The organism is Pseudomonas sp. KH_021 (assembly GCF_057838865.1).
In genome coordinates this window covers 1,844,995-1,864,562 of record NZ_CM174477.1, presented here as the reverse complement: position 1 = coordinate 1,864,562, position 19,568 = coordinate 1,844,995, and the positions used below count along the sequence as shown (strand labels likewise).

The 19,568-nt window shown below is 60.3% G+C and carries 19 protein-coding genes; 6 read left to right on the top strand and 13 right to left on the bottom strand.

The window, feature by feature from the left end; translation table 11 throughout:
* Positions 1-9: 9 nt before the first annotated feature.
* The 4 genes from kdpC to kdpF are packed head-to-tail and all read right to left on the bottom strand — an operon-like array spanning position 10 to position 4,479.
* Positions 10-570 (bottom strand): potassium-transporting ATPase subunit KdpC, encoded by a 561-nt coding sequence (gene kdpC, locus AC3IX4_RS08760; protein WP_489260160.1) that lies wholly within the window; start codon positions 568-570, stop codon positions 10-12.
* 46 nt (positions 571-616) lie between these two features.
* The gene (gene kdpB / locus AC3IX4_RS08755; protein ID WP_489261253.1) at positions 617-2,671 is read right to left on the bottom strand and encodes a potassium-transporting ATPase subunit KdpB; all 2,055 of its coding nucleotides are present in this window, start codon (positions 2,669-2,671) and stop codon (positions 617-619) included.
* Positions 2,672-2,687: 16 nt separating this feature from the next.
* On the bottom strand, positions 2,688-4,382 hold the full coding sequence (kdpA, locus tag AC3IX4_RS08750) for a potassium-transporting ATPase subunit KdpA (protein WP_489260159.1): 1,695 nt from the start codon (positions 4,380-4,382) through the stop codon (positions 2,688-2,690).
* Between the two features lie 7 nt (positions 4,383-4,389).
* Positions 4,390-4,479 (bottom strand): K(+)-transporting ATPase subunit F, encoded by a 90-nt coding sequence (gene kdpF / locus AC3IX4_RS08745; RefSeq protein WP_489260158.1) that lies wholly within the window; start codon positions 4,477-4,479, stop codon positions 4,390-4,392.
* A gap of 441 nt (positions 4,480-4,920) precedes the next feature.
* On the opposite strand from kdpF, the gene AC3IX4_RS08740 reads away from it, so the two are divergent.
* Complete coding sequence (locus tag AC3IX4_RS08740) at positions 4,921-5,148, top strand: response regulator transcription factor (RefSeq protein ID WP_489260157.1); 228 nt, start codon at positions 4,921-4,923, stop codon at positions 5,146-5,148.
* Positions 5,149-6,005: 857 nt separating this feature from the next.
* Here AC3IX4_RS08740 and AC3IX4_RS08735 read toward each other — a convergent pair.
* The 8 genes from AC3IX4_RS08735 to AC3IX4_RS08700 all read right to left on the bottom strand — a co-directional run bounded on the left by AC3IX4_RS08735 (position 6,006) and on the right by AC3IX4_RS08700 (position 11,813).
* Complete coding sequence (locus AC3IX4_RS08735; protein WP_489260156.1) at positions 6,006-7,046, bottom strand: AI-2E family transporter; 1,041 nt, start codon at positions 7,044-7,046, stop codon at positions 6,006-6,008.
* Between the two features lie 7 nt (positions 7,047-7,053).
* Positions 7,054-7,866, bottom strand: a complete 813-nt coding sequence (locus tag AC3IX4_RS08730) for a DUF4892 domain-containing protein (protein WP_489260155.1) — start codon at positions 7,864-7,866, stop codon at positions 7,054-7,056.
* Between the two features lie 122 nt (positions 7,867-7,988).
* On the bottom strand, positions 7,989-8,843 hold the full coding sequence (locus AC3IX4_RS08725; RefSeq protein ID WP_489260154.1) for an alpha/beta hydrolase: 855 nt from the start codon (positions 8,841-8,843) through the stop codon (positions 7,989-7,991).
* A gap of 102 nt (positions 8,844-8,945) precedes the next feature.
* Entirely contained in the window at positions 8,946-9,284 is a 339-nt protein-coding gene (locus AC3IX4_RS08720; RefSeq protein WP_489260153.1) for a hypothetical protein, read from the bottom strand.
* Between the two features lie 203 nt (positions 9,285-9,487).
* Positions 9,488-9,931 (bottom strand): hotdog fold thioesterase, encoded by a 444-nt coding sequence (locus AC3IX4_RS08715; protein WP_489260152.1) that lies wholly within the window; start codon positions 9,929-9,931, stop codon positions 9,488-9,490.
* Positions 9,932-9,968: 37 nt separating this feature from the next.
* Complete coding sequence (gene sixA / locus AC3IX4_RS08710) at positions 9,969-10,424, bottom strand: phosphohistidine phosphatase SixA (protein WP_489260151.1); 456 nt, start codon at positions 10,422-10,424, stop codon at positions 9,969-9,971.
* Entirely contained in the window at positions 10,421-10,768 is a 348-nt protein-coding gene (locus tag AC3IX4_RS08705) for a DUF4389 domain-containing protein (protein WP_489260150.1), read from the bottom strand. The genes sixA and AC3IX4_RS08705 overlap by 4 nt, the downstream gene beginning before the upstream one ends.
* A 19-nt stretch (positions 10,769-10,787) precedes the next feature.
* Positions 10,788-11,813: an NAD(P)H-dependent glycerol-3-phosphate dehydrogenase gene (locus tag AC3IX4_RS08700; protein ID WP_489260149.1), complete on the bottom strand. Its 1,026-nt coding sequence runs from the start codon at positions 11,811-11,813 to the stop codon at positions 10,788-10,790.
* A 194-nt stretch (positions 11,814-12,007) separates the two neighbouring features.
* Here AC3IX4_RS08700 and AC3IX4_RS08695 point away from each other — a divergent pair, with 194 nt between their 5' ends.
* The 5 genes from AC3IX4_RS08695 to fabB all read left to right on the top strand — a co-directional run bounded on the left by AC3IX4_RS08695 (position 12,008) and on the right by fabB (position 18,874).
* Positions 12,008-14,077: a TonB-dependent receptor plug domain-containing protein gene (locus AC3IX4_RS08695; RefSeq protein WP_489261252.1), complete on the top strand. Its 2,070-nt coding sequence runs from the start codon at positions 12,008-12,010 to the stop codon at positions 14,075-14,077.
* Between the two features lie 55 nt (positions 14,078-14,132).
* Positions 14,133-15,005 (top strand): ABC transporter substrate-binding protein, encoded by an 873-nt coding sequence (locus AC3IX4_RS08690; protein WP_489261251.1) that lies wholly within the window; start codon positions 14,133-14,135, stop codon positions 15,003-15,005.
* The gene (locus AC3IX4_RS08685) at positions 15,002-16,930 is read left to right on the top strand and encodes an ATP-binding protein (RefSeq protein WP_489260148.1); all 1,929 of its coding nucleotides are present in this window, start codon (positions 15,002-15,004) and stop codon (positions 16,928-16,930) included. The genes AC3IX4_RS08690 and AC3IX4_RS08685 overlap by 4 nt, the downstream gene beginning before the upstream one ends.
* 196 nt (positions 16,931-17,126) lie before the next feature.
* Positions 17,127-17,642 (top strand): 3-hydroxyacyl-[acyl-carrier-protein] dehydratase FabA, encoded by a 516-nt coding sequence (gene fabA, locus AC3IX4_RS08680; protein WP_138220177.1) that lies wholly within the window; start codon positions 17,127-17,129, stop codon positions 17,640-17,642.
* A gap of 11 nt (positions 17,643-17,653) precedes the next feature.
* Entirely contained in the window at positions 17,654-18,874 is a 1,221-nt protein-coding gene (fabB, locus tag AC3IX4_RS08675) for a beta-ketoacyl-ACP synthase I (protein WP_489260147.1), read from the top strand.
* Positions 18,875-19,022: 148 nt separating this feature from the next.
* On the opposite strand, the gene AC3IX4_RS08670 is transcribed toward fabB, so the two are convergent.
* Entirely contained in the window at positions 19,023-19,487 is a 465-nt protein-coding gene (locus AC3IX4_RS08670; RefSeq protein WP_489260146.1) for a DUF3859 domain-containing protein, read from the bottom strand.
* Between the last annotated feature and the right edge of the window lie 81 nt (positions 19,488-19,568).

The following is a 19,568-nucleotide window of genomic DNA, read 5'->3' as shown; positions in this document are numbered from 1 at the left end:
CTCTCGACTTTACAGGGCGGGTGCCGTCAGGCGGGCCAGGGCATCGTTGAGCACCAGGACATTGACCACCGGCGGCCCAAACAATGGGTACAGGGTGGCCTGTTCGACCAAGGGCCGCAAGACCGTCTCGGGCACTTGTCGGGCGTCGGCTACCCGCGCCATCTGATAATCAATGGCCGCTGGCGGCAAGTGCGGGTCCAAACCACTGCCCGAGGTCGTCAGCAAGGCCAGTGGCACCGGCCCTTGGCCGGGCACATAGTGTGCGGCTGCCGCCTGCTCGATGCGGGCAGCGAGGGCCGGGTTGCTCGGTGCCAGGTTGCTGGCGCTGCTCGAAACGGTCGCAAAGTCACCGGCAGACGGGCGCGGGTGAAACCACTGCGCCCCCTGGAAATCCTGGGCGATCAAGCGCGAGCCACGGACCTTGCCGTCGGCATCGCGCAGCAGGCTACCAGCGGCCTGATCAGGAAACGCGACATGGGCCACAGCCGTCACCAACAACGGATAGCCCACACCCGTGATCACTGTCATCAACAGCAACAGGCTCAGGGCCGGACGAAAGAAAGCAGACATCGGCAGATCCTCGATTCAGTGTGTGCCAGTGCGGCGCACAGATGGGCTAGACCAGGTGCAAGGCATTGAGCACAAGGTCGATCAGTTTGATACCCAAGAAGGGCACGACGATGCCGCCCAGGCCGTAGATCAGCAAGTTGCGCCGCAACAGATGCGCGGCACTGGCGGCCTTGACCCGCACACCGCGCAAGGCCAAGGGAATCAGCACGACAATGATCAGGGCATTGAAGACGATGGCCGACAGGATGGCGCTTTGCGGGCTGGCCAGCCCCATGACATTGAGCACGCCCAGTTGCGGGTAAATGGAGGCGAACAGCGCTGGCAACACCGCAAAGTACTTGGCCACGTCGTTGGCGATGGAAAAGGTCGTCAAGGCACCCCGAGTCACCAGCAACTCCTTGCCCACTTGCACCACATCCAGCAGTTTGGTCGGGTCACTGTCCAGATCGACCATGTTGGCGGCTTCTCGCGCCGCCTGGGTACCGTCGTTCATGGCCATGCCGACATCCGCCTGAGCCAGCGCCGGCGCGTCGTTGGCACCGTCCCCGCACATCGCGACCAGACGCCCGGCGTCCTGCTCCTGGCGAATGCGCTCAAGCTTTTTCTGCGGCGTGGCTTCAGCCAGCACATCGTCGACACCCGCCTCGGCAGCAATGGCTGCGGCGGTCAATGGGTTGTCACCGGTCACCATCACGGTGCGAATGCCCAACAGCCGCAACTCGGAAAACCGCTCGCGAATACCCGGCTTGACCACATCCTTGAGGTGAATGACGCCCATCAGTCGTTGATCAATGCAGACCAGTAAGGGTGTGCCGCCACTCTGGGCGATTTTGTCGACTTCCCGTGACAAGGATGCCGGCATTTCCAGGCGTTGCAGGCCCACGAACGCCAGTACCGAATCGACCGCCCCCTTACGATAACGCCGAGCGCCGGTATCCACGCCCGACAGCCGGGTTTCGGCGCTGAACGCGACCGGCATCAGGCCCTGCGCCGAGGGCTCAGGGGCGGTGCTCTGCAAGCGCACATAATCGACGATGGATTTGCCTTCGGCGGTGTCATCGGCCAGCGACGCGAGCAGCGCCGCCTCGGCCAATTGCGCGGCGCTGATCCCAGGGGCTGGGTGCAGAGCGCTGCAACGACGGTTGCCAAAGGTTATGGTGCCCGTCTTGTCCAGCAGCAATACCTGCACATCCCCCGCCGCTTCCACCGCTCGGCCGGATTTAGCGATGACATTCAGGCGTACCAGACGGTCCATGCCGGCAATCCCGATGGCCGACAGCAGACCGCCAATGGTGGTGGGTATCAGCGTGACCAGCAGCGCGACCAGAAACACCAGCGGCAGGCTGCCGCCGGCAAATTGGGCGAAGGGTTGCAGGGTCACCACCACGACCAGGAAGATCAGGGTCAACCCGATCAGCAAGATGTCCAAGGCAATTTCGTTAGGGGTCTTCTGGCGCTTGGCGCCTTCGACCAGCGCAATCATGCGGTCCAGCGTCGATTCACCGGGGTTGGCACTGATTCGCACCACAAGCCAGTCCGAGACCAGCCGGGTATTGCCGGTGACCGCCGAGCGATCGCCGCCCGATTCACGAATCACCGGTGCAGATTCCCCCGTGATCGCGGCCTCGTTGACGGCAGCGATGCCCTCGATGACTTCACCGTCACCGGGGATCATCTCACCCGCCTCAACGCGCACCACATCACCTTTGCGCAGACGGCTGGCGGCCACCTGTTCAAACGAGCCATCCGCGTCTCGCAGGCGAGCCATCAATCCTTGGCTGCCGGCCTTGAGGCTGTCAGCGCGCGCTTTGCCACGCCCTTCAGCCAAGGCTTCGGCAAAATTGGCGAACAACACGGTAAACCACAGCCAGAGGGCGATTTGAACGGCCACGGCGGTGGGCACAGCCGGATCAGGTACCAGGCACAACAGCGTGGTAAAGACCGCTGTCAGGGCAACCACCAACATGACCGGGGCACGTTTCAATTGCCGTGGGTCAAGCTTGACGAACGCCTGGACCAACGCCGGCCGCCAGAGCGCCGACACGCCAGTGGCCTGGTTGGCCGTGGTGTGCTCCACCGGTTTTACTACAGGAATCGGCATATTCATGATTCGCTCCTCAGAACCCCAGGCTCAAATGTTCGGCAATCGGCCCCAGGGCCAGGGTCGGCAGAAAGGTCAGGCCACCGACCAGCAAGATGGTGACGGTCAGCAGGGTGACAAACAGCGGCCCATGGGTGGGAAAGCTGTCCAACCCACTGGCGTTGCTACGCTTGAGCGCCAGGCTGCCGGCCAGTGCCAGCACCGGAAGGATGTAGCCGAAGCGGCCGACCAGCATGCCTAGGCCCAACATCAGGTTGTGGAAAGTGGTGTTGGCACCAAAGCCTGCGAACGCCGAACCGTTGTTGGCGCTGGCCGAGGTATAGGCATACAACAATTGGCTGAAGCCATGGGCGCCGGGGTTGCTGGCCGCCGCGCCAGCAACCGGCACGCTAGCCGCAATCGCTCCCAGTATCAGCACGCCCACCGGCATCACCAACAAGGTCGCCACCAACAGCTGCACTTCACGGGCCTGCAGCTTTTTGCCCAGGTATTCTGGCGTGCGCCCAATCATCAGGCCGGCCAGGAAGACGGCAATCAGCACGTTCAACAGCATCCCGTAGAGCCCCGCGCCCACACCGCCGAAAATCACTTCACCGAGCATCATGTTGACCATCGCCACCATGCCACTGAGCGGGTTGAGACTGTCGTGCATGGCGTTGACCGAACCGTTGGAGGCCGCCGTGGTGGTCACCGACCACAGCACCGATGCGGTGGTGCCAAAGCGGCTTTCCTTGCCTTCCATCGGTGCCGCTTGCTCCACCGTCGCCGTGTTCAGCGCAGGGTTGGGCTGGTATTCAGCCCATAACGAAGTGCCCCCGCCGATCAGAAACAACACCAGCATGCACGCGATGATCGCCCGGCTCTGGCGCAGATCCTTGACGTAATGCCCAAAGGTGAAGACCAACGCGGCCGGAATCAAAATGATCGATACCAATTCAAACAGATTGCTCAGGTCCGTCGGGTTCTCGAAAGGATGGGCTGAGTTGACTCCGAAGAATCCGCCACCGTTGGTGCCCAGTTGCTTGATGGCAATCTGGCTGGCTGCAGGCCCCAGTGGTAGGAGTTGATCCACGCCTTGCAAGGTGGTGGCATGGGCATAGTCACTGAAGGTTTGCGGCACGCCTTGCCACACCAGCAGCAGCGCCAGCACAACGCTCAATGGCAACAACCCATAGAGAGTCGCGCGCGTCATGTCGACCCAGAAGTTACCCAGGGTCGAGGCTGAGCGACGCGCGATGCCGCGGCACAGGGCAACCAGCACGGCAAGGCCTGTGGCGGCGCTGACAAAATTCTGCACGGTCAGGCCCACCATTTGGCTCAGGTAACTGAGCGATGCTTCGCCGCTATAGGCTTGCCAGTTGGTATTAGTGACGAAACTGACTGCCGTGTTGAACGCCAGGCTCCACTCTTGCCCGGGCAGATGCTGCGGGTTGAGGGGTAGAGAGCCCTGCAACAGCAGCACCGCGAACAACAGCACAAAGCCCGCCAAATTGAAGGCAAGCAAAGCCAATGTGTATTGCTGCCAGCTCTGCTCATGGTGCTCATTGACGCCGGCCATTCGATAACAGCCGCGCTCCATTGGCCCTATCACCGGGCTCAACCAGGTGCGCTGTCCCTCCATCACTTTGTAGTAAAAGCGCCCAAGCCCAGGTGCAGGCAGCAGCACCAACGCGAAAAAGGTCAAGATCAACAAGAAGTCATAACTGTGCATGGCCTCTCTAGCTCCGATCCGCGCGCAACAGCGCCGCCAATAGATAAACGAACAGCCCCGCTGCCAACAGCAGCGATACCCCATCCAGCACGTTCATGGGAAATCTCCGTGATACGGCATGTGCCGCTTGCAACCATTGTCGGCAAACAGGGCGTAAAGGAACGAGACGGGGGCTCGAGCAGGCGCATAAAAAATGCGTAAAGAAAGGGGGGCACAGGGCGCCGAGCACACCGAAAAAAATCGTCAATGAACTGGGCTTGAATAAAAGCGCTCAAGCTTTTGAAAGCTCAACTGAAAAGTAAAACAGCATGCCGACAAGTCCCTCTAACCTGTCATTTATGACAGGTGGCGCGCCGCTTCAAGCAGGATATAACTGGACCCGTTGTCACCTCTTTCGGACTCCACTTTCGACTTCACATCCGGCTGCTTGCCGTGCGAAGCCGACGGAGCCTTTTGTGCCAAAAATACGGGAGCGTTCAACATGCCGCGCACTAGCTCATCGAGTTACCGGCTTTCCTTGGACGGCGCATTGCATTTTATGAGTGAGCCAACCGCCGAGACGCAGATCCACCTGACGGACAAAGAACAAGCCGCCTTGCAATGGAGCGCCCGAGGCAAGACCTCGGCCGAAATAGCGCTGATTTGCGGTTGCGCAGAGTCGACCGTCAACTTTCATTTCTGCAATATCCGCCGTAAGTTCAATGTCAACTCTCGTCACAGCGCTGTCCTGCTGGCATTGGAAAAAGCCTTGATCAGCTTGCGCTGAAAGTACGGTGGTGCACATCCGGTAGGAGCACAGCTTGCTGGCGATAGAGACACCGCGGTGTGCCAGGCATGACGCCTCGCGGCTAAAGCCGGCTCCTACTCTCGGTGGTGCACACCCGGTAGGAGCACAGCTTGCTGGCGATAGAAACACCGCGGTGTGCCAGGCATGACGCCTCGCGGCTAAAGCCGGCTCCTACTCTCGGTGGTGCACACCCGGTAGGAGCACAGCTTGCTGGCGATAGAGACACCGCGGTGTGCCAGGCATGACGTCTCGCGGCTAAAGCCGGCTCCTACTCGAACGGTAGGAGCTGGCTTTAGCCGCGATGAACGCACCGCGGATTGTCTGATGCTCCGCGGTGCGCCCATCGCCGCATAGGTATCTACACATCTTTTGGTGTACTGCATTTCGTAGCAGTGGACGAGTAGAACGAGGCCACGTCCGGCTGCGCAGCAGTCGTAAAACCTGGCACTTCAGTATTCAGATACACCGCGAGTACAGGCTTTGCGAGGACTACGTCCCCGGACCTGGCCTCGCTGAACTCGTCTACTGCTACGAATGTAGCCGCTGACGAGGTACGAGGCTGCGATCGGCAGCGAAGCGGCCGTAAAACCTGAGACCGTAATCCATCAGGCACACCGAAGGGCCTGAATTTACGACGGCTTCGCCGCCGATCGCAGCCTCGTACCTCGGCAGCGGCTACAAGAGCCGCGCTGCCCCAGAATTGTGTAGATACCTATGCCCATCGCCGGCAAGCCGTGCTCCTACTCTCGGCTGCGACACCCGGTAGGAGCACAGCTTGCTGGCGATAGAGACACCACGGTGTGTCAGGGATGACGCCTCGCGGCTAAAGCCGGCTCCTACCCGCGAACGGTGGCTTTCGACCAGTCCAGCAGCAAGCTATAGGCCACCGCCAACAAGGTCGGCCCGATGAACAGGCCGATAAACCCGAACGCCAGCAATCCGCCAAACACCCCCAGCAGCACAATCACCAAAGGCAGATCCCCGCCTCGGCTGATCAGGTAAGGCTTGAGCACGTTGTCGACGCCGCTGATGATGAACGTACCCCAAACGCCCAGGAACACCGCCATCCCGTAATCGCCTTTCCAAGCCAGCCAGGCCGTGGCTGGAATCCACGCCAACGGTGGCCCCATGGGGATAAGGCTGAGCAGGAAGGTCACGATACCCAACACCAGGGCACCCGGCACACCCGCGATCAAAAAACCGATCAGGGCCAGCACGGCCTGTGCAGCCGCTGTACCAATCACGCCATTGACCACTCGCTGTACAGTGCCCGCGACCAGTTCCAGGTAATACTCGGCACGCTCCCCAATCAGCCGCTCCAACAATCGTTGGGTGAAAGCCGCCAGTCGCGGACCATCTCGGTAGAAGAAAAACACGAACACCAGGCTCAGGATCAACTCCAGAACACCGCTGCCGATCTGCGCACTGCGGGCCAGCAACCAGTTGCCGACCTGCCCCAGATAGGGTTTGACGCTGGCCAGCAATGCCGCGCCTTGCTCATCGATGGTGTTCCACATGCCGACCAGGCGCTCACCGACAAACGGAATGGCGCCCAGCCAGGAGGGCGCTTCAGGCAAGCCATCGACGCGAACATCACGGATAAAGACGGTGGCATCACGAATATGATCCGCCAGATTGAAACCCAGCCACACCAGCGGCAATGCCACGAGCAAGATCCACAAGGTGGTCAACAACGCCGCCGCCAGTGTTTCGCGACCGCCCAGCCAGCGTGTCAGCAGGCGCATCAACGGCCAACTGGCAAACGCCAGGATCGCCCCCCACAGCAGCGCCGAAATGAACGGTGCCATGACCCAGAGGCCGGCCCCCAGCAGGGCCAGCAATAGAATCTGCACCAACAGGCGATCGTTACTGATCATAGGGTTCTCATCGGATCCACTCGATATGCAAGCCCTTGACGTCCTGCTTGCCGGCCTCCAGGCGCGAGGACAGCACGCCCCTGGCGATCAATGCCTGGCGCCAGGGCTCGGCATCGGCACCGGACAGCGATACGCGCAGGGTGCTGTCCAGGTTCAGGCTGCGGCCCAAAAGCTCGACCCAGGCTGGCTGCGGGGCACCGACCAGCGAAGGGTAGTCCAATTCACCGGTGTCGCGCAGTTCACGCAGCACAGTGCCCGGTGTCGGCAGCAGGTCGCCCAGCGAGGCGTCGGCGACAAACTGCTCGGCATGCAGCAAGGCAGTGCCCTTGCCACGGGTGATGCTATAAAGGGCAACCAGCGTGTCCTGTTGCGGCGGGGCCTTGCGCAACAGAAGGTAGGCCTGGTCCTTGTCCGAGCCATACAGACGGGCGTTCTTGAAGATCTCGTTGGCCCACAGGCTGCTGTCGCCGCAGTCCCGAGCCTGACACCAGAACAACAAGTAGGCACCTTCGGCCTGGAGGGCTTCCCTCGCCGCCGTGAAGGCGTCCAGCGCTGTGTGCTCGGGCGGCAACTGATAGGTGACGGAGCTGACTTGCCCATGGCTGTTGATGCCATCCATGCGCAGTTGCCCACTGATCTTGCGCACCGGGGCCAGCGGGTAGATGCGCTCCTTGGCGCCAGGAGCACTCTGATCAATGACCATGGCATCCTGGGGCACCGGCAAACCGGGCAAACTCGACAGCACTTCGGCATATGCCTGTGGCAGGCAAAACAACAGGCCCAAAAGGGCCCATGAAGCGGTTTTTTTCAAGTCAGGCATGCGTAGTATCTGCCTTCTTTGAACCATCCTGCACCCAGCCCAATATCAACTCGGCAGTGTATGTATCAATCATTGAGTTCTCCCTTTCATCCCGACAAGCCTCGGCAGTTGCCTGTCGCAAGTCAAGGAATGGCAAAGAAGCGATTGAAACAGTCTGCAACAAGGCTCGCGCCAGCGTCGTCATTCAGGTGCAAATGATGCTCGCCCGGCAGCCACTCGAGGCTAAAGGGTAGCGGCTCCAGCAGTTCTGTATGGCGAGCCAGCATGCCCTCTTCGGCAACGATCAATTGAGCCGGGCAAGCAATGCGCTGAACGAAACTCAGGGCCTGGGCCTGGCTCAAGCGTACCGGCGAAGGCAGGGTCAGGCGACTGTCGCTGCGCCACGTATAGCCCCCCGGCACCGGTATCAAACCTCGTTGCGCCAATAACTCTGCCGCCTCGCGACTGACAGCCACCACCCCTTTCATGCGTGCCTCGACCGCCTCATCAAGGGTGGCATAGACCGGCTTGCGCTTGTTGAATTGACGCATCTGCGCCTTGAGCGCCATCTCCAGGCGCTCGGCAGCATCTTCAGGACCCGAGGTCGGTGGAATAACCCCATCGATCAGCGCCAGGCGCTCGATTTTCTCGGGCAGGGCACCGGCCAGTACCACTGAAATAATGGCTCCCAGCGAATGGCCCAGCAGCGAAAATCGCTGCCATCCCATCTGTTCAGCGACTTGAAGCACATCGTGCGCGTAATCCCACAGTGAGTAACTGGCGCCCACGGGGCGATGATCGGAGTAACCATGCCCTGCCAGGTCCAGGGCCAGAATGCGCAAGCCGCGCAGTTTCGGTGCCAGGCGGGCAAAACTGTTGGCATTGTCGAGCCAGCCATGAAGGGCAATCACCCGATGCCCGTCGGCCGGGCCAAACAAATGCGCGGCCAATTCAATGTGTGGCAATTGCAGGCGTATTTCTTCCACATGGGCATTCACAGGCAAAGCTCCAACAGACACAGTAGCGCGATTGTCCGTATACGATGGCGTCAGGGCAATGACTGTCATCGCCGGCGATAGCGATACATAAGCCACAAGGGGCTAGTAGTGATCGAAGCAGCGGTTCAGGCAGGCCTGCAGGTAGATGATCTGGTAGTCCAGCGCCTCCTTGAGTCGCTGGCGTTCCTGGGGGCTACTTTTTGATACCTGAAGGTTGAGGCAGGAGGCCTGCAAGGTTTGTGCGGTCAGCTTGACACTTTCCTGCACCAGTTCCAGCTCTGGACGGCTGCCATAGTGCAAGATCAATGCGTCGAGCCTGGAATCGGCAGCGTCGCGCAAGACCTGGAACTCAGCGAAAGTCAGTGCCTTGTCCAGGGTGACCTGACCGATCAGCTTGTACCAATTGCCTGAATAGGCCAATGACTTGCTCCACTCCTCCATTGCCTGTCTCCGTTGGCGGGATTAGCTGCCACGCTAACAAGGGCAACGTTCAGGCCGCAACTGTCACAAATGACAGTCCGGGTTGCTGGAATGCAGGACCACCGTGTCGCCTTCATCGCAGGCAAGCCTGGCTCCTACAGGGTCCAATGTAGGAGCCAGGCTTGCCTGCGATGAAGGCGACACGGTTCGCAAGGTGCAGGGGCTCAGCGCACAGGAGGGTTCTCACCCAGCGGCACCACCGCCATGGTCAGGCGCGAGATGCAACTGGGCTTGCCTTCGCCGTTGCTCAGACGGATATCCCACACATGGGTGGTCCGGCCGATATGCACGGGTGTAGCTACCGCCGTTACTCGGCCACTGCGTACGCCACGCAGGTGGTTGGCGTTGACCTCAAGGCCCACGCAATAGAACTTGCTGGTGTCGATACACAGGTAACTGGCCACGGAGCCAACGGTTTCGGCCAGCACTACCGAGGCACCGCCGTGCAGCAACCCGTAGGGCTGATGGGTGCGGTGATCAACAACCATGCTGGCCGTCAGGGACCGCTCATCGAACGAGTCGATACGGATATCGAGCATTTCGCCGATGGTATTTTTCTGCTTTTTATTGATTTGATCGATATCGGGGGTGTTAAGCCAAAGGCTCATGGGGCAGGTCCTTGCTGTGGATTCTGCCCCGAGCATCTCAAGGATGGCGCAGGCTGCGCAAGGTCATCAGCCCCGCTACGGACACATCGCCCTCAAGTTCGGCCAGACTGGCCGTGCCCATGCTCCGTGTCGCCTGGCGATGCCCTTCTTCCAACAGGCTGAGCAAGGTGCTGACCAATGGCTGATGGCTGACCAGCAAAGCTGACGTCAGGTTGAGCTTGGCCAGCTCCGCCAGAACAACTTCAGGACGTGTGCCGGGGGTCAGCCAAGGCACGGTCTGCACGGGTTTGTCGACATTCAACGACTGTTGAACCAGCTCGGCCGTTTGCTGGGCACGCACATAAGGGCTGACCAGAATGGCTTGCAACGGCACCCCCAACAGGTGGCCGGCGCTGCGCACCACCTGCTCGCGACCATGGGCGGTCAGCTCCCGTTCGGCGTCAGTGCGCACTTGCGGCTCGGCCTCGCCGTGGCGCAGCACCCAAAGCTTCACAGTTTTGGCTCCTCATCACGCACCGGATGCGCTGCAGGCGGTACCGCATGCGCAGCCTCGCCTTCAGGCACCCGTGGGGCCGGCCAATCAGCGAATGGCCAAGGCTTCTGGTCGCTGTGGAAACTGCCGAAACGACCGATCTGGGCCAGGAACTGGCTCAGGCTGTCACCAAAGTTCATCAGGCTGGCACTGGGTGCGCCATAGATCAGCCGGTAGATCAATTGCACCAGCACCAGACCGCCCAGCAACAGCTCAGCCAGTTGCCAGACCACCAGGAAAACCAGCATCCAGAGCACTCGCAACAGAATGGATTCTCGCTGTGCCTGATTGGGGGATTCGTTCATGTACCGCTCCTGTAATCGCTCAGTTGAAACCGGTGGTGGAGATGAAATCGACATCAGTCTTGGGTTCGGCGCGCATCAGGTGCTCGATGACCTGCTCAAGCGTACGTCCTTCGAACAGGATCGCATGCAAGCCCGCCACCAATGGCATATAGACCTGCATCTGCTGGGCACGAACCTTCAGGACCTTGAGCGTGTTGACGCCTTCAGCGACCTCGCCCAGGCGCGTCACCGCCTCCTCCAGGCTCAAGCCCTGGCCCAGCGCATGACCCACCTGATAGTTACGGCTCTTGGGCGATGAGCAGGTGACGATCAGGTCGCCTACTCCGGCCAGCCCCAGGAAGGTCATCGGGTTGGCGCCCTGACTCACCGCAAAACGGGTCATTTCCGCCAGTGCACGGGTGATCAGCATACTTTTGGTGTTTTCTCCCATGCCCAGTGCAACGGCCATCCCGGCGATGATGGCGTAGACGTTTTTCAACGCCCCGCCCAGCTCCACGCCAAACCGGTCGGCACTGGCATAGACCCGGAAGGTACGCCCGTGCAAGGCCTCCTGCACCCGCAGGCACAGTTCTTCGTCTTCACTCGCGACCACGGTAGCCGTCAAGGCGTGCTCGGCGATTTCACGAGCGAGGTTAGGGCCGGACAACACACCGATACGCGCCTGCGGGGCAATTTCCTCGAGAATCTGGCTCATCAGCTTGAAGGTCTGCGCCTCGATGCCTTTGGTCAGGCTGACCAACAGCTTGCCGCTGAGCAACTGGGCATGGGGCATCAACACCGCGCGCAAGGCGCTGGAGGGCAAGGCGACGAAGATCAGTTGGCAATCGCTCAGGGTCGCCAGCAGATCGGTCACAGGCTCCACCTGATCGAGCAGCTTTATGCCCTTGAGGTAGCGCGGGTTCTCGCGCGCCGTGCGCATGGCCTCGGCTTGCTCGGGGTCACGCATCCACTGGCGCACGGCCAGGCCATTTTCGGCCAGAAGGTTCGCCACGGCGGTGCCGAAACTACCGCCTCCCAGAACTGCGACCGGCTGCTGTTCAGTCATATTCAATCCGTAAAAACCAAAAAAAGGCGATGGCTGCATTATACGGAGCGCTACTGTGTCGGCCAGCGCCGTTTTATGTTTGACCGGTCGATGGCTGGAAATGTCGCGCCACTCAGTTAACATGCGCGCCTTGAACAGGTGAACAAGGCAGTCTCGTGTCCTCAGGCGCTACAGCCCATTACTCTCTTTTATTCCTGACGGTCCTGGTCAGTGGCCAGGCCGTGGCCGACGATTTGTTCGTTGACCAGGACCTGCCCCAGGTCTTGACCGCCACGCGCCTGAAGCAATCGCCTGCCGCGGTCCCCGGCAGCATGACAGTCCTGGACAGCGACCTGATCCGCGCCAGCGGCGCCCGCGACATTGCCGAGCTGCTGCGCCTGGTGCCAGGCATGATGGTCGGCTATTCCAGTGGCAACCAACCCACGGTCAACTACCACGGCAGTAGCGCCCGCGATGCACGGCGCATGGAAGTCTTGATCGATGGCCGCTCGGTGTATCGTCCCGGGCTTGCCACCGTCAATTGGAGCGACATCCCGATTGCCCTTGAAGATATCGAGCGCATCGAAGTATTTCGCGGGCCAAACACCGTCAGCTATGGGGCCAACGCTCTGATGGCGGTGGTCAACATCCTCACCCGCACACCGGCCGATAGCCAAGGCACGCGCTTGAAAGTCACCCGTGGCCAGCGCGGGATCAACGATTGGTTCGCAAGCCAAGGGTTTGGCAGCGACGGTACCGACATTCGGCTGTCACTCGCCGGCCAGCAGGACGACGGATTCGACAGTAACAGCCTTGGCCATGACTACCGTGACAGCCGGCGCCTGAACCGCTTCAATCTGGCCGCCAGCCATGAACTGCAGGATGGCCAGAGCCTGGAATGGCAAGTGGCTGGCAAGGAAGGCACCAATCAGCGTCCTTACTCCTACAAGCCTGTCTTTGCCAACATCACCGCCGCAGGGGATAACGCTGATGTGACCGCCAAGAACTACTCCGCCTCCCTGCGCTGGAACCTTGACCTGAACCCTGACCACAGCCTTTATGTGCAAGGCTCGTTGCAAGACTGGAACACCGATCAGGTCTGGCGGGTCTGCGATGCGGAAATCTCGTTCAGCCCCCAATTGGCGCAGCTGTGGCAGCTCAACCCGGTGTTCACCGAGCAATTTGCGCGCAACCCCAGTGCCGGCATCCCAGCAGGCACGGCCCAGGAACAGGCCTTGGCGCGGCAGGTCCTCGACCAATTGCGCAATGGGGCGACGCGCACGGTCTGCGGCGATATCGATCAAAGCATTCACGAATCGCGCTACGGCCTGGAAGTGCAGGACACCCTGAACCTGTCCGATGACTTGCGCTTGGTCAGCGGCCTTAACTATCGCTACGACCGGGCCGACTCGCAGACATTTTTCAACGGCCGGATCGATGACACCACCCTGCGCCTGTTCGGCCACCTGGAGTGGCGCGCCAGCGATCATTGGATCCTGCAGGGGGGCGCAACCTTCGAAGATTCTCAGCTCACCCGCCGTGCGCTGACGCCCAGGGTCGCCGTCAACTACCTGATCACCCCTCGTCACGGCCTGCGGGCAGTTTACGCCGAAGCCGTGCGCTCGCCGGACATGTTCGAGAACAACCTCAACGGCAGCTACCGGGTCAGCAACCTCTCACCCACCGCCTACGGCCAGACGGTGGCCGAGTACGCCGTCAAGACCCGCAGCCCCGGTAATCTGGAGCAAGAGCGGATTCGCTCGCGAGAAGTCGGCTATAACGGTTACTTCACCGATATCGGTCTTAATGTTGACCTGAAACTGTTCCATGACGAAATCAGCAACATGATCAGCGAGCCGCTGCTCAACATCAAATACATCCCCAGTAACGCCAACCGTGCCCGGTTTACCGGCAGTGAAGCACAACTCGACTGGACAATGAGCACCCGCGACCGGCTGCGCCTGACCTACGCCTACGTCAATGCCTCGGCCAGCAGCCAGCCGGATCAAACCTACACGGCGCGCAACAGTGGTTCGGCAGGATGGATGCGCGATTGGGGAGCAGGCTGGTCCAGCGCACTGATCTACTATGGCGATGACTCGCTCAACCAATATCGCTTCGAACGGCTCGACCTGCGAATCGCCAAGCGCTTTGCGCTAGACAACGTCCATCTGGAATTGGCCGGCATGCTCCAGCAACGTCTGGACGATGAGCCGACCACTTTGGCCGACAACCGCTACGACTCCCGCCACGTTCTGTATTTCAGTGCTCAGTTGGAATTCTGACGTGAACCGATGCCCAAGCCTATCTGCACGCTTTCACCAAGCGATTCGTGCCGCAATGCTGATGGCCTGCCTGCTGCTGCTGACGCCCCTGCAAGGCGCCGAAATCCTGTTTACGGGGGAGCAGGACAGCCCTGGCATCACTGCATTTGTTAGCGAACTGGCCGAATATCGCCCGCAGGACAACGTGAGTTTCGTACCGCTGGCAAAAATGCCGCCTGCCGATCAACTCAACGCCAGCACCCGCTTGATCCTGCTCGACCCCGCCAGCCTCGACTGGCGCCTGCGGGGCAAGCAAGGCCCGCCGACCCTGGCCCTGCTGATCAGCCGAGTACAGGCGCACACGCAACTGGGCGATCGACGGCCTGCACAGGTGAGCCTGCTCTGGAGCGATCAACCGTTTTCCAGGCAGCTGAAACTGATCCAACGGGTGTTGCCTCAAGCACGCCGCGTCGGCGTACTGTATAGCCAACACAGCGCCTTTTTGCTGGATGAGTTGCGCCAGCAAGCACGCCCGCTGGGGCTGGAAATCGTCGCCCAGGCCTGGCCCAACACCCGAGACAGCCGCCCCTTGCGCGCCGTGCTCAAGCAGAGTGATGTACTACTGGGCATTGACGACCCGGACCTGTACAACTCCAAGACTGTAAAAAACCTGCTGCTAAGCGCCTATACCCGGCAACTCCCCGTGATCGGCCCCGGTGCCGCCTTCGTCAAGGCGGGTAGCCTGTTCAGCAGCTATAGCGATCAGGCTGACTGGCTGACGGCGCTCAATGAGCTGCTTGATCGGCCACCGGCCAGTTGGCCACGGGCGCGCTACCCCGCCCACTTCAAGGTCATCAGTAACCAGCAAGTCGCCCGTTCGCTGGGCCTGGAGTCGATCGATGACTCCGCCCTCGCCACCGAATTGGCAGAAGGAGCCAGCCAGCCATGAACTTGCGCCTGAACTGGAACATCCAGACCCGCACTCAACTGATCAGCGTCGGCCCCGCCCTGCTGCTGACCCTGCTGCTGATCAGCTTCTTTACCTTCGTACGGATCCAGGATCTGCGCCAGGAGCTGCAACACACGGGCCAACTGATCGCCAACCAATTGGCACCTGCCTGCGAATACGGCGTGATTTCCGGCAACAACGATGTGCTCGAAAGCCTGATGCGCGCCACCCTGGAGATCCCGCACGTTCGCTTTCTGGAGATTCAGGACAGCAGCAACCACACCTTGGTGTACGTCGAACAACCCACTGCGCTCAATCGGCGCAAACAACAGGTGGAAGTGTTCCAGGCCCCCATTCGCCTGCAGCGCATTCCCCTGGAGAAAGACTTTCTGCAAGGCAGTGCCAACCAGCAGCCCAATACCCGCGAAGACTACCTGGGCCGTGTGATTGTCGGTCTCTCCAATGATGGCTTCAGCCAGCGTCAGAAAGAAATTCTGATCAAGGCCGGGATATTGGCGTTGTTTACGCTACTGTTTGCCTTTTTGCTCGCCCGGCGCCTGGCACGCAATTTGTCCCAGCCCATCAGCGACATGGGACGAGCCGTGAAGGCCATCCAGGACGGTGACTACAATGCGCCGCTGCCGGTCGCGGCTGACGCCGAACTGGGCGGTTTGGCGCAGCATATCAACAACCTGGCCTACGGCCTTGACCAGGCCAGCCGCGAGCAACAGCAGGCTATGGCGCAACTGATCCAAACCCGCGAAGAGGCCGAGCGCGCCAACAATGCCAAGTCCGAGTTCCTGGCGATGATGAGCCATGAATTGCGCACGCCCATGAATGGCGTACTGGGCATGCTGCAATTGCTGGAAACCACCTCGCTGACTGACGAGCAGAATGAATACGCAGCGCTGGCCACCGAGTCGACCGAACACCTGCTCAAGGTCATCAACGACATCCTCGACTTCTCGCGTATCGAACGCGCAGCACTTGAGCTTGAGCACATCGATTTCAACCTGGCTGAGCTGCTCAACAATTGCGCCCAGACCTTCCAACACAGCGCCATTCAACGCGGCCTGGCGCTGGAGCTGCCGATCCCTGAAGGCTTGGCGCAATTGCAGGTCGTGGGAGACCCGACCCGCATCCGCCAGATTCTGGTCAACCTGATCGGCAATGCCATCAAGTTCACCAACGCCGGTAGCGTGCGCATCGAGCCCAATTGGCAGGCACTGGATGAAAAAACCATCTGGTTTACCTGTGTGGTCAGCGACACCGGCATTGGCATCAGCTCCCAGCGCCTGGAGATGATGTTCGTGGCCTTCCAGCAAGCCGATAGCTCGATTTCCCGACGCTATGGCGGTACCGGCCTTGGGCTGTCCATTGCCAGAACCCTGGCAGAGCGGATGGGCGGCACCTTGCGAGCGCAAAGCGAAGAGGGGCTGGGGTCGATGTTCACGCTTGAACTGCCGCTGGCACGCAGTCGCCAGCCGTCTCTGGCAATTACCCAGGCCACCAGCACCGACAAAAGCGAAGGGATGGGCCGCAAGGTGCTGCTGGTCGAGGACAACCCCGTCAATCAGACCGTCATAGAAGCCATGTTGCGCAGCTTGGGTTTCGAGGTGGAATTGGCTGAAGACGGCGCCCACGCTGTCCAATTGGGTCGGGATAACGAATACACGGCTATTCTCATGGATTGCCGCCTGCCCCAGGTGGACGGCTATGAGGCTACCCGGCAAATTCGAGCGATCCGAGGCCGGGAGACGGTGCCAATCATTGCCCTGACCGCTAACGCCTTGCAGGGTGACCGGGAGGCTTGTCTGGCCGCCGGGATGAATGATTACCTGGCAAAGCCCTTCAAAAGGACTGATCTTCAGCAAATTCTGCAGCGTTGGCTGCCCGTTGAGGCAGTCGTGACTGGCGATAAATGATAAAGTGCGGCAGTCTTAAGGCTGTGGAAACGGCCTTGATAAAAATTTCAGTGCACAAGTGTACATCTTCGTCCCCTGTGCTGTGACTTTCATTACAACGCAATAGTCTATGTGTAAGCTGGCACCCCAAGCCTTGGGCTTGAGGGTCGGTCGGGAAGATTTGCCCCCAGCCGCACGGGATTATTGAGGAGCTCGCATGACCAAACAAAACGCCTTTACTCGGGAAGACCTGCTGCGCTGCAGTCGCGGTGAGCTGTTCGGCCCAGGTAACGCGCAACTGCCCGCCCCTAACATGCTGATGGTCGATCGCATCACCCATATCAGCGAAGAGGGTGGCAAGTTCGGCAAAGGTGAGTTGGTCGCCGAGCTGGATATCACCCCTGACCTGTGGTTCTTCGCGTGTCACTTCGAAGGCGACCCAGTGATGCCTGGCTGCCTGGGCCTGGATGCCATGTGGCAACTGGTCGGTTTCTTCCTGGGCTGGCAAGGCCTGCCAGGCCGCGGTCGAGCACTGGGGTCGGGCGAAGTCAAATTCTTCGGCCAGGTTTTGCCTACTGCCAAGAAAGTCACCTATAACATCCACATCAAGCGCGTCCTCAAGGGCAAGCTGAACATGGCCATCGCCGATGGCTCTGTCAGCGTCGACGGTCGCGAAATCTACACCGCCGAAGGCCTTCGAGTCGGCGTTTTCACCTCCACTGACAACTTCTAAGGGTTATCCGCATGCGCCGCGTCGTTATCACTGGTCTGGGCATCGTTTCGTGCCTGGGCAATGACAAAGAGACCGTCACCGCTAACCTGCGTGCAAACCGCCCTGGCATCCGCTTCAACCCGGAATATGCCGAAATGGGTCTGCGCAGCCAGGTTTCCGGCTCCATTGACCTCAACCTTGAAGAACTGATCGACCGCAAGGTCTTCCGCTTCGTGGGTCACGCCGCTGCGTACGCCTACCTGGCGATGCAGGACGCGATCAAGGATTCGGGCCTGACCGACGAGCAGGTGTCCAATCCACGCACCGGCCTGATCGCAGGTTCGGGCGGCGCCTCGACGCTGAACCAGATGGAAGCGCTGGACATCCTGCGTGAAAAAGGCGTGAAGCGCGTGGGCCCGTACCGCGTCACCCGCACCATGAGCAGCACCGTCTCGGCCTGCCTGGCAACGCCTTTCAAGATCAAGGGCCTGAACTACTCCATCGCCTCGGCGTGCGCCACCAGTGCCCACTGCATCGGTAGCGCGATGGAACAGATCCAGATGGGCAAACAAGACATCGTCTTCGCCGGTGGCGGTGAAGAAGAGCATTGGAGCCAATCGTTCCTGTTCGACGCCATGGGCGCGCTGTCCAGCCAGTACAACGAAACCCCTGAAAAAGCCTCCCGCGCCTACGACGCCAAGCGTGACGGTTTCGTCATCGCCGGTGGTGGTGGCATGGTCGTGGTCGAGGAGCTGGAACACGCTCTGGCCCGTGGCGCAAAAATCTACGCAGAAATCGTTGGCTACGGCGCGACTTCCGATGGCTACGACATGGTCGCCCCAAGCGGCGAAGGTGCGATCCGCTGCATGCAGATGGCAATGTCCACCGTCGACACCCCGATCGACTACCTGAACACCCACGGCACCTCGACCCCGGTCGGCGACGTGGCTGAAATCAAGGGCGTTCGCGAAGTCTTCGGCGACAAGGCCCCGGCCATCAGCTCCACCAAGAGCCTGTCGGGTCACTCCCTGGGCGCCGCAGGCGTTCACGAAGCGATCTACTGCATGCTGATGATGGAAGGCAACTTCATTGCCGGCTCCGCCAATATCGACGAACTCGATCCAGCGGTTGCCGACATGCCGATCCTGCGCGAAACTCGCGAAAACGCGAAAATCGACACCGTCATGAGCAACAGCTTCGGCTTCGGCGGCACCAATGCCACCCTGGTACTGAAGCGCTGGCAGGGCTTGTAGGAGCAGAGCTTGCTCGCGATGGTATCACCGCGGTCTTTCTACGAAACCGCAGCGATGCCATCGCAGGCAAGCCTGGCTCCTACAGGTTTATCAGCAGCCTGAACGCCCCGACCAGTTCGGGGCGTTTTTATGTGCGGGATTTATGTGGTTACTGGACCGTAAAGCGCTGACGTGCCAGCAAGCGATCGCCTTGGTACACCATAAAGTCCCACTCCCCTTTCACCACCTCATGAGGCTCGGTGAACTCATAGGCCATCACATCCTGCGGCGCACCCGGCACCAGCTTCTGGGTGATCACGAACTTGTCGTGGCGTACACCGTCGGGCGTCATCACACCCGGCGTCAGGTAAAGCAAGGTCAGCGGCGTATCGTCGACCACCTTGCCGGACAGTTCGTAGCGCATGCCGAATTTACTGCCCAGTTTTGCTGGCACCACGTCGGTTTTCTGAATGGCCTGGTTGGTACGAGTCAACACCCGCTCACCCGGCTGAAAGTTTTTGTAAGAAGTGTCGAACAGGCCATATTCGACAGCGCCTTGGACTTGTACTTGGGCATTGGCCAGGCCACTGATCATCATCAAGGCGGCCAGCGCACTCAAACGGCTACGGTACATATTGCGCTCCTAGGGTTAGATCGCGCGAGACTATGACACCGGCATGACAGGCTGATGACAATCCCGCTCGACCCGCCAAGT

Coding starts and splice junctions, on each gene's coding strand:
- AC3IX4_RS08685 (WP_489260148.1), top strand. CDS start 15,002: ATGAACTTGCGCCTGAACTGGAACATCCAGACCCGCACTCAACTGATC.
- AC3IX4_RS08715 (WP_489260152.1), bottom strand. CDS start 9,931: ATGAGCCTTTGGCTTAACACCCCCGATATCGATCAAATCAATAAAAAG.
- AC3IX4_RS08735 (WP_489260156.1), bottom strand. CDS start 7,046: ATGATCAGTAACGATCGCCTGTTGGTGCAGATTCTATTGCTGGCCCTG.
- AC3IX4_RS08670 (WP_489260146.1), bottom strand. CDS start 19,487: ATGTACCGTAGCCGTTTGAGTGCGCTGGCCGCCTTGATGATGATCAGT.
- kdpC (WP_489260160.1), bottom strand. CDS start 570: ATGTCTGCTTTCTTTCGTCCGGCCCTGAGCCTGTTGCTGTTGATGACA.
- fabA (WP_138220177.1), top strand. CDS start 17,127: ATGACCAAACAAAACGCCTTTACTCGGGAAGACCTGCTGCGCTGCAGT.
- fabB (WP_489260147.1), top strand. CDS start 17,654: ATGCGCCGCGTCGTTATCACTGGTCTGGGCATCGTTTCGTGCCTGGGC.
- AC3IX4_RS08740 (WP_489260157.1), top strand. CDS start 4,921: ATGAGTGAGCCAACCGCCGAGACGCAGATCCACCTGACGGACAAAGAA.
- kdpA (WP_489260159.1), bottom strand. CDS start 4,382: ATGCACAGTTATGACTTCTTGTTGATCTTGACCTTTTTCGCGTTGGTG.
- kdpB (WP_489261253.1), bottom strand. CDS start 2,671: ATGCCGATTCCTGTAGTAAAACCGGTGGAGCACACCACGGCCAACCAG.
- AC3IX4_RS08720 (WP_489260153.1), bottom strand. CDS start 9,284: ATGGAGGAGTGGAGCAAGTCATTGGCCTATTCAGGCAATTGGTACAAG.
- AC3IX4_RS08730 (WP_489260155.1), bottom strand. CDS start 7,866: ATGCCTGACTTGAAAAAAACCGCTTCATGGGCCCTTTTGGGCCTGTTG.
- AC3IX4_RS08705 (WP_489260150.1), bottom strand. CDS start 10,768: ATGAACGAATCCCCCAATCAGGCACAGCGAGAATCCATTCTGTTGCGA.
- AC3IX4_RS08700 (WP_489260149.1), bottom strand. CDS start 11,813: ATGACTGAACAGCAGCCGGTCGCAGTTCTGGGAGGCGGTAGTTTCGGC.
- kdpF (WP_489260158.1), bottom strand. CDS start 4,479: ATGAACGTGCTGGATGGGGTATCGCTGCTGTTGGCAGCGGGGCTGTTC.
- AC3IX4_RS08690 (WP_489261251.1), top strand. CDS start 14,133: ATGCTGATGGCCTGCCTGCTGCTGCTGACGCCCCTGCAAGGCGCCGAA.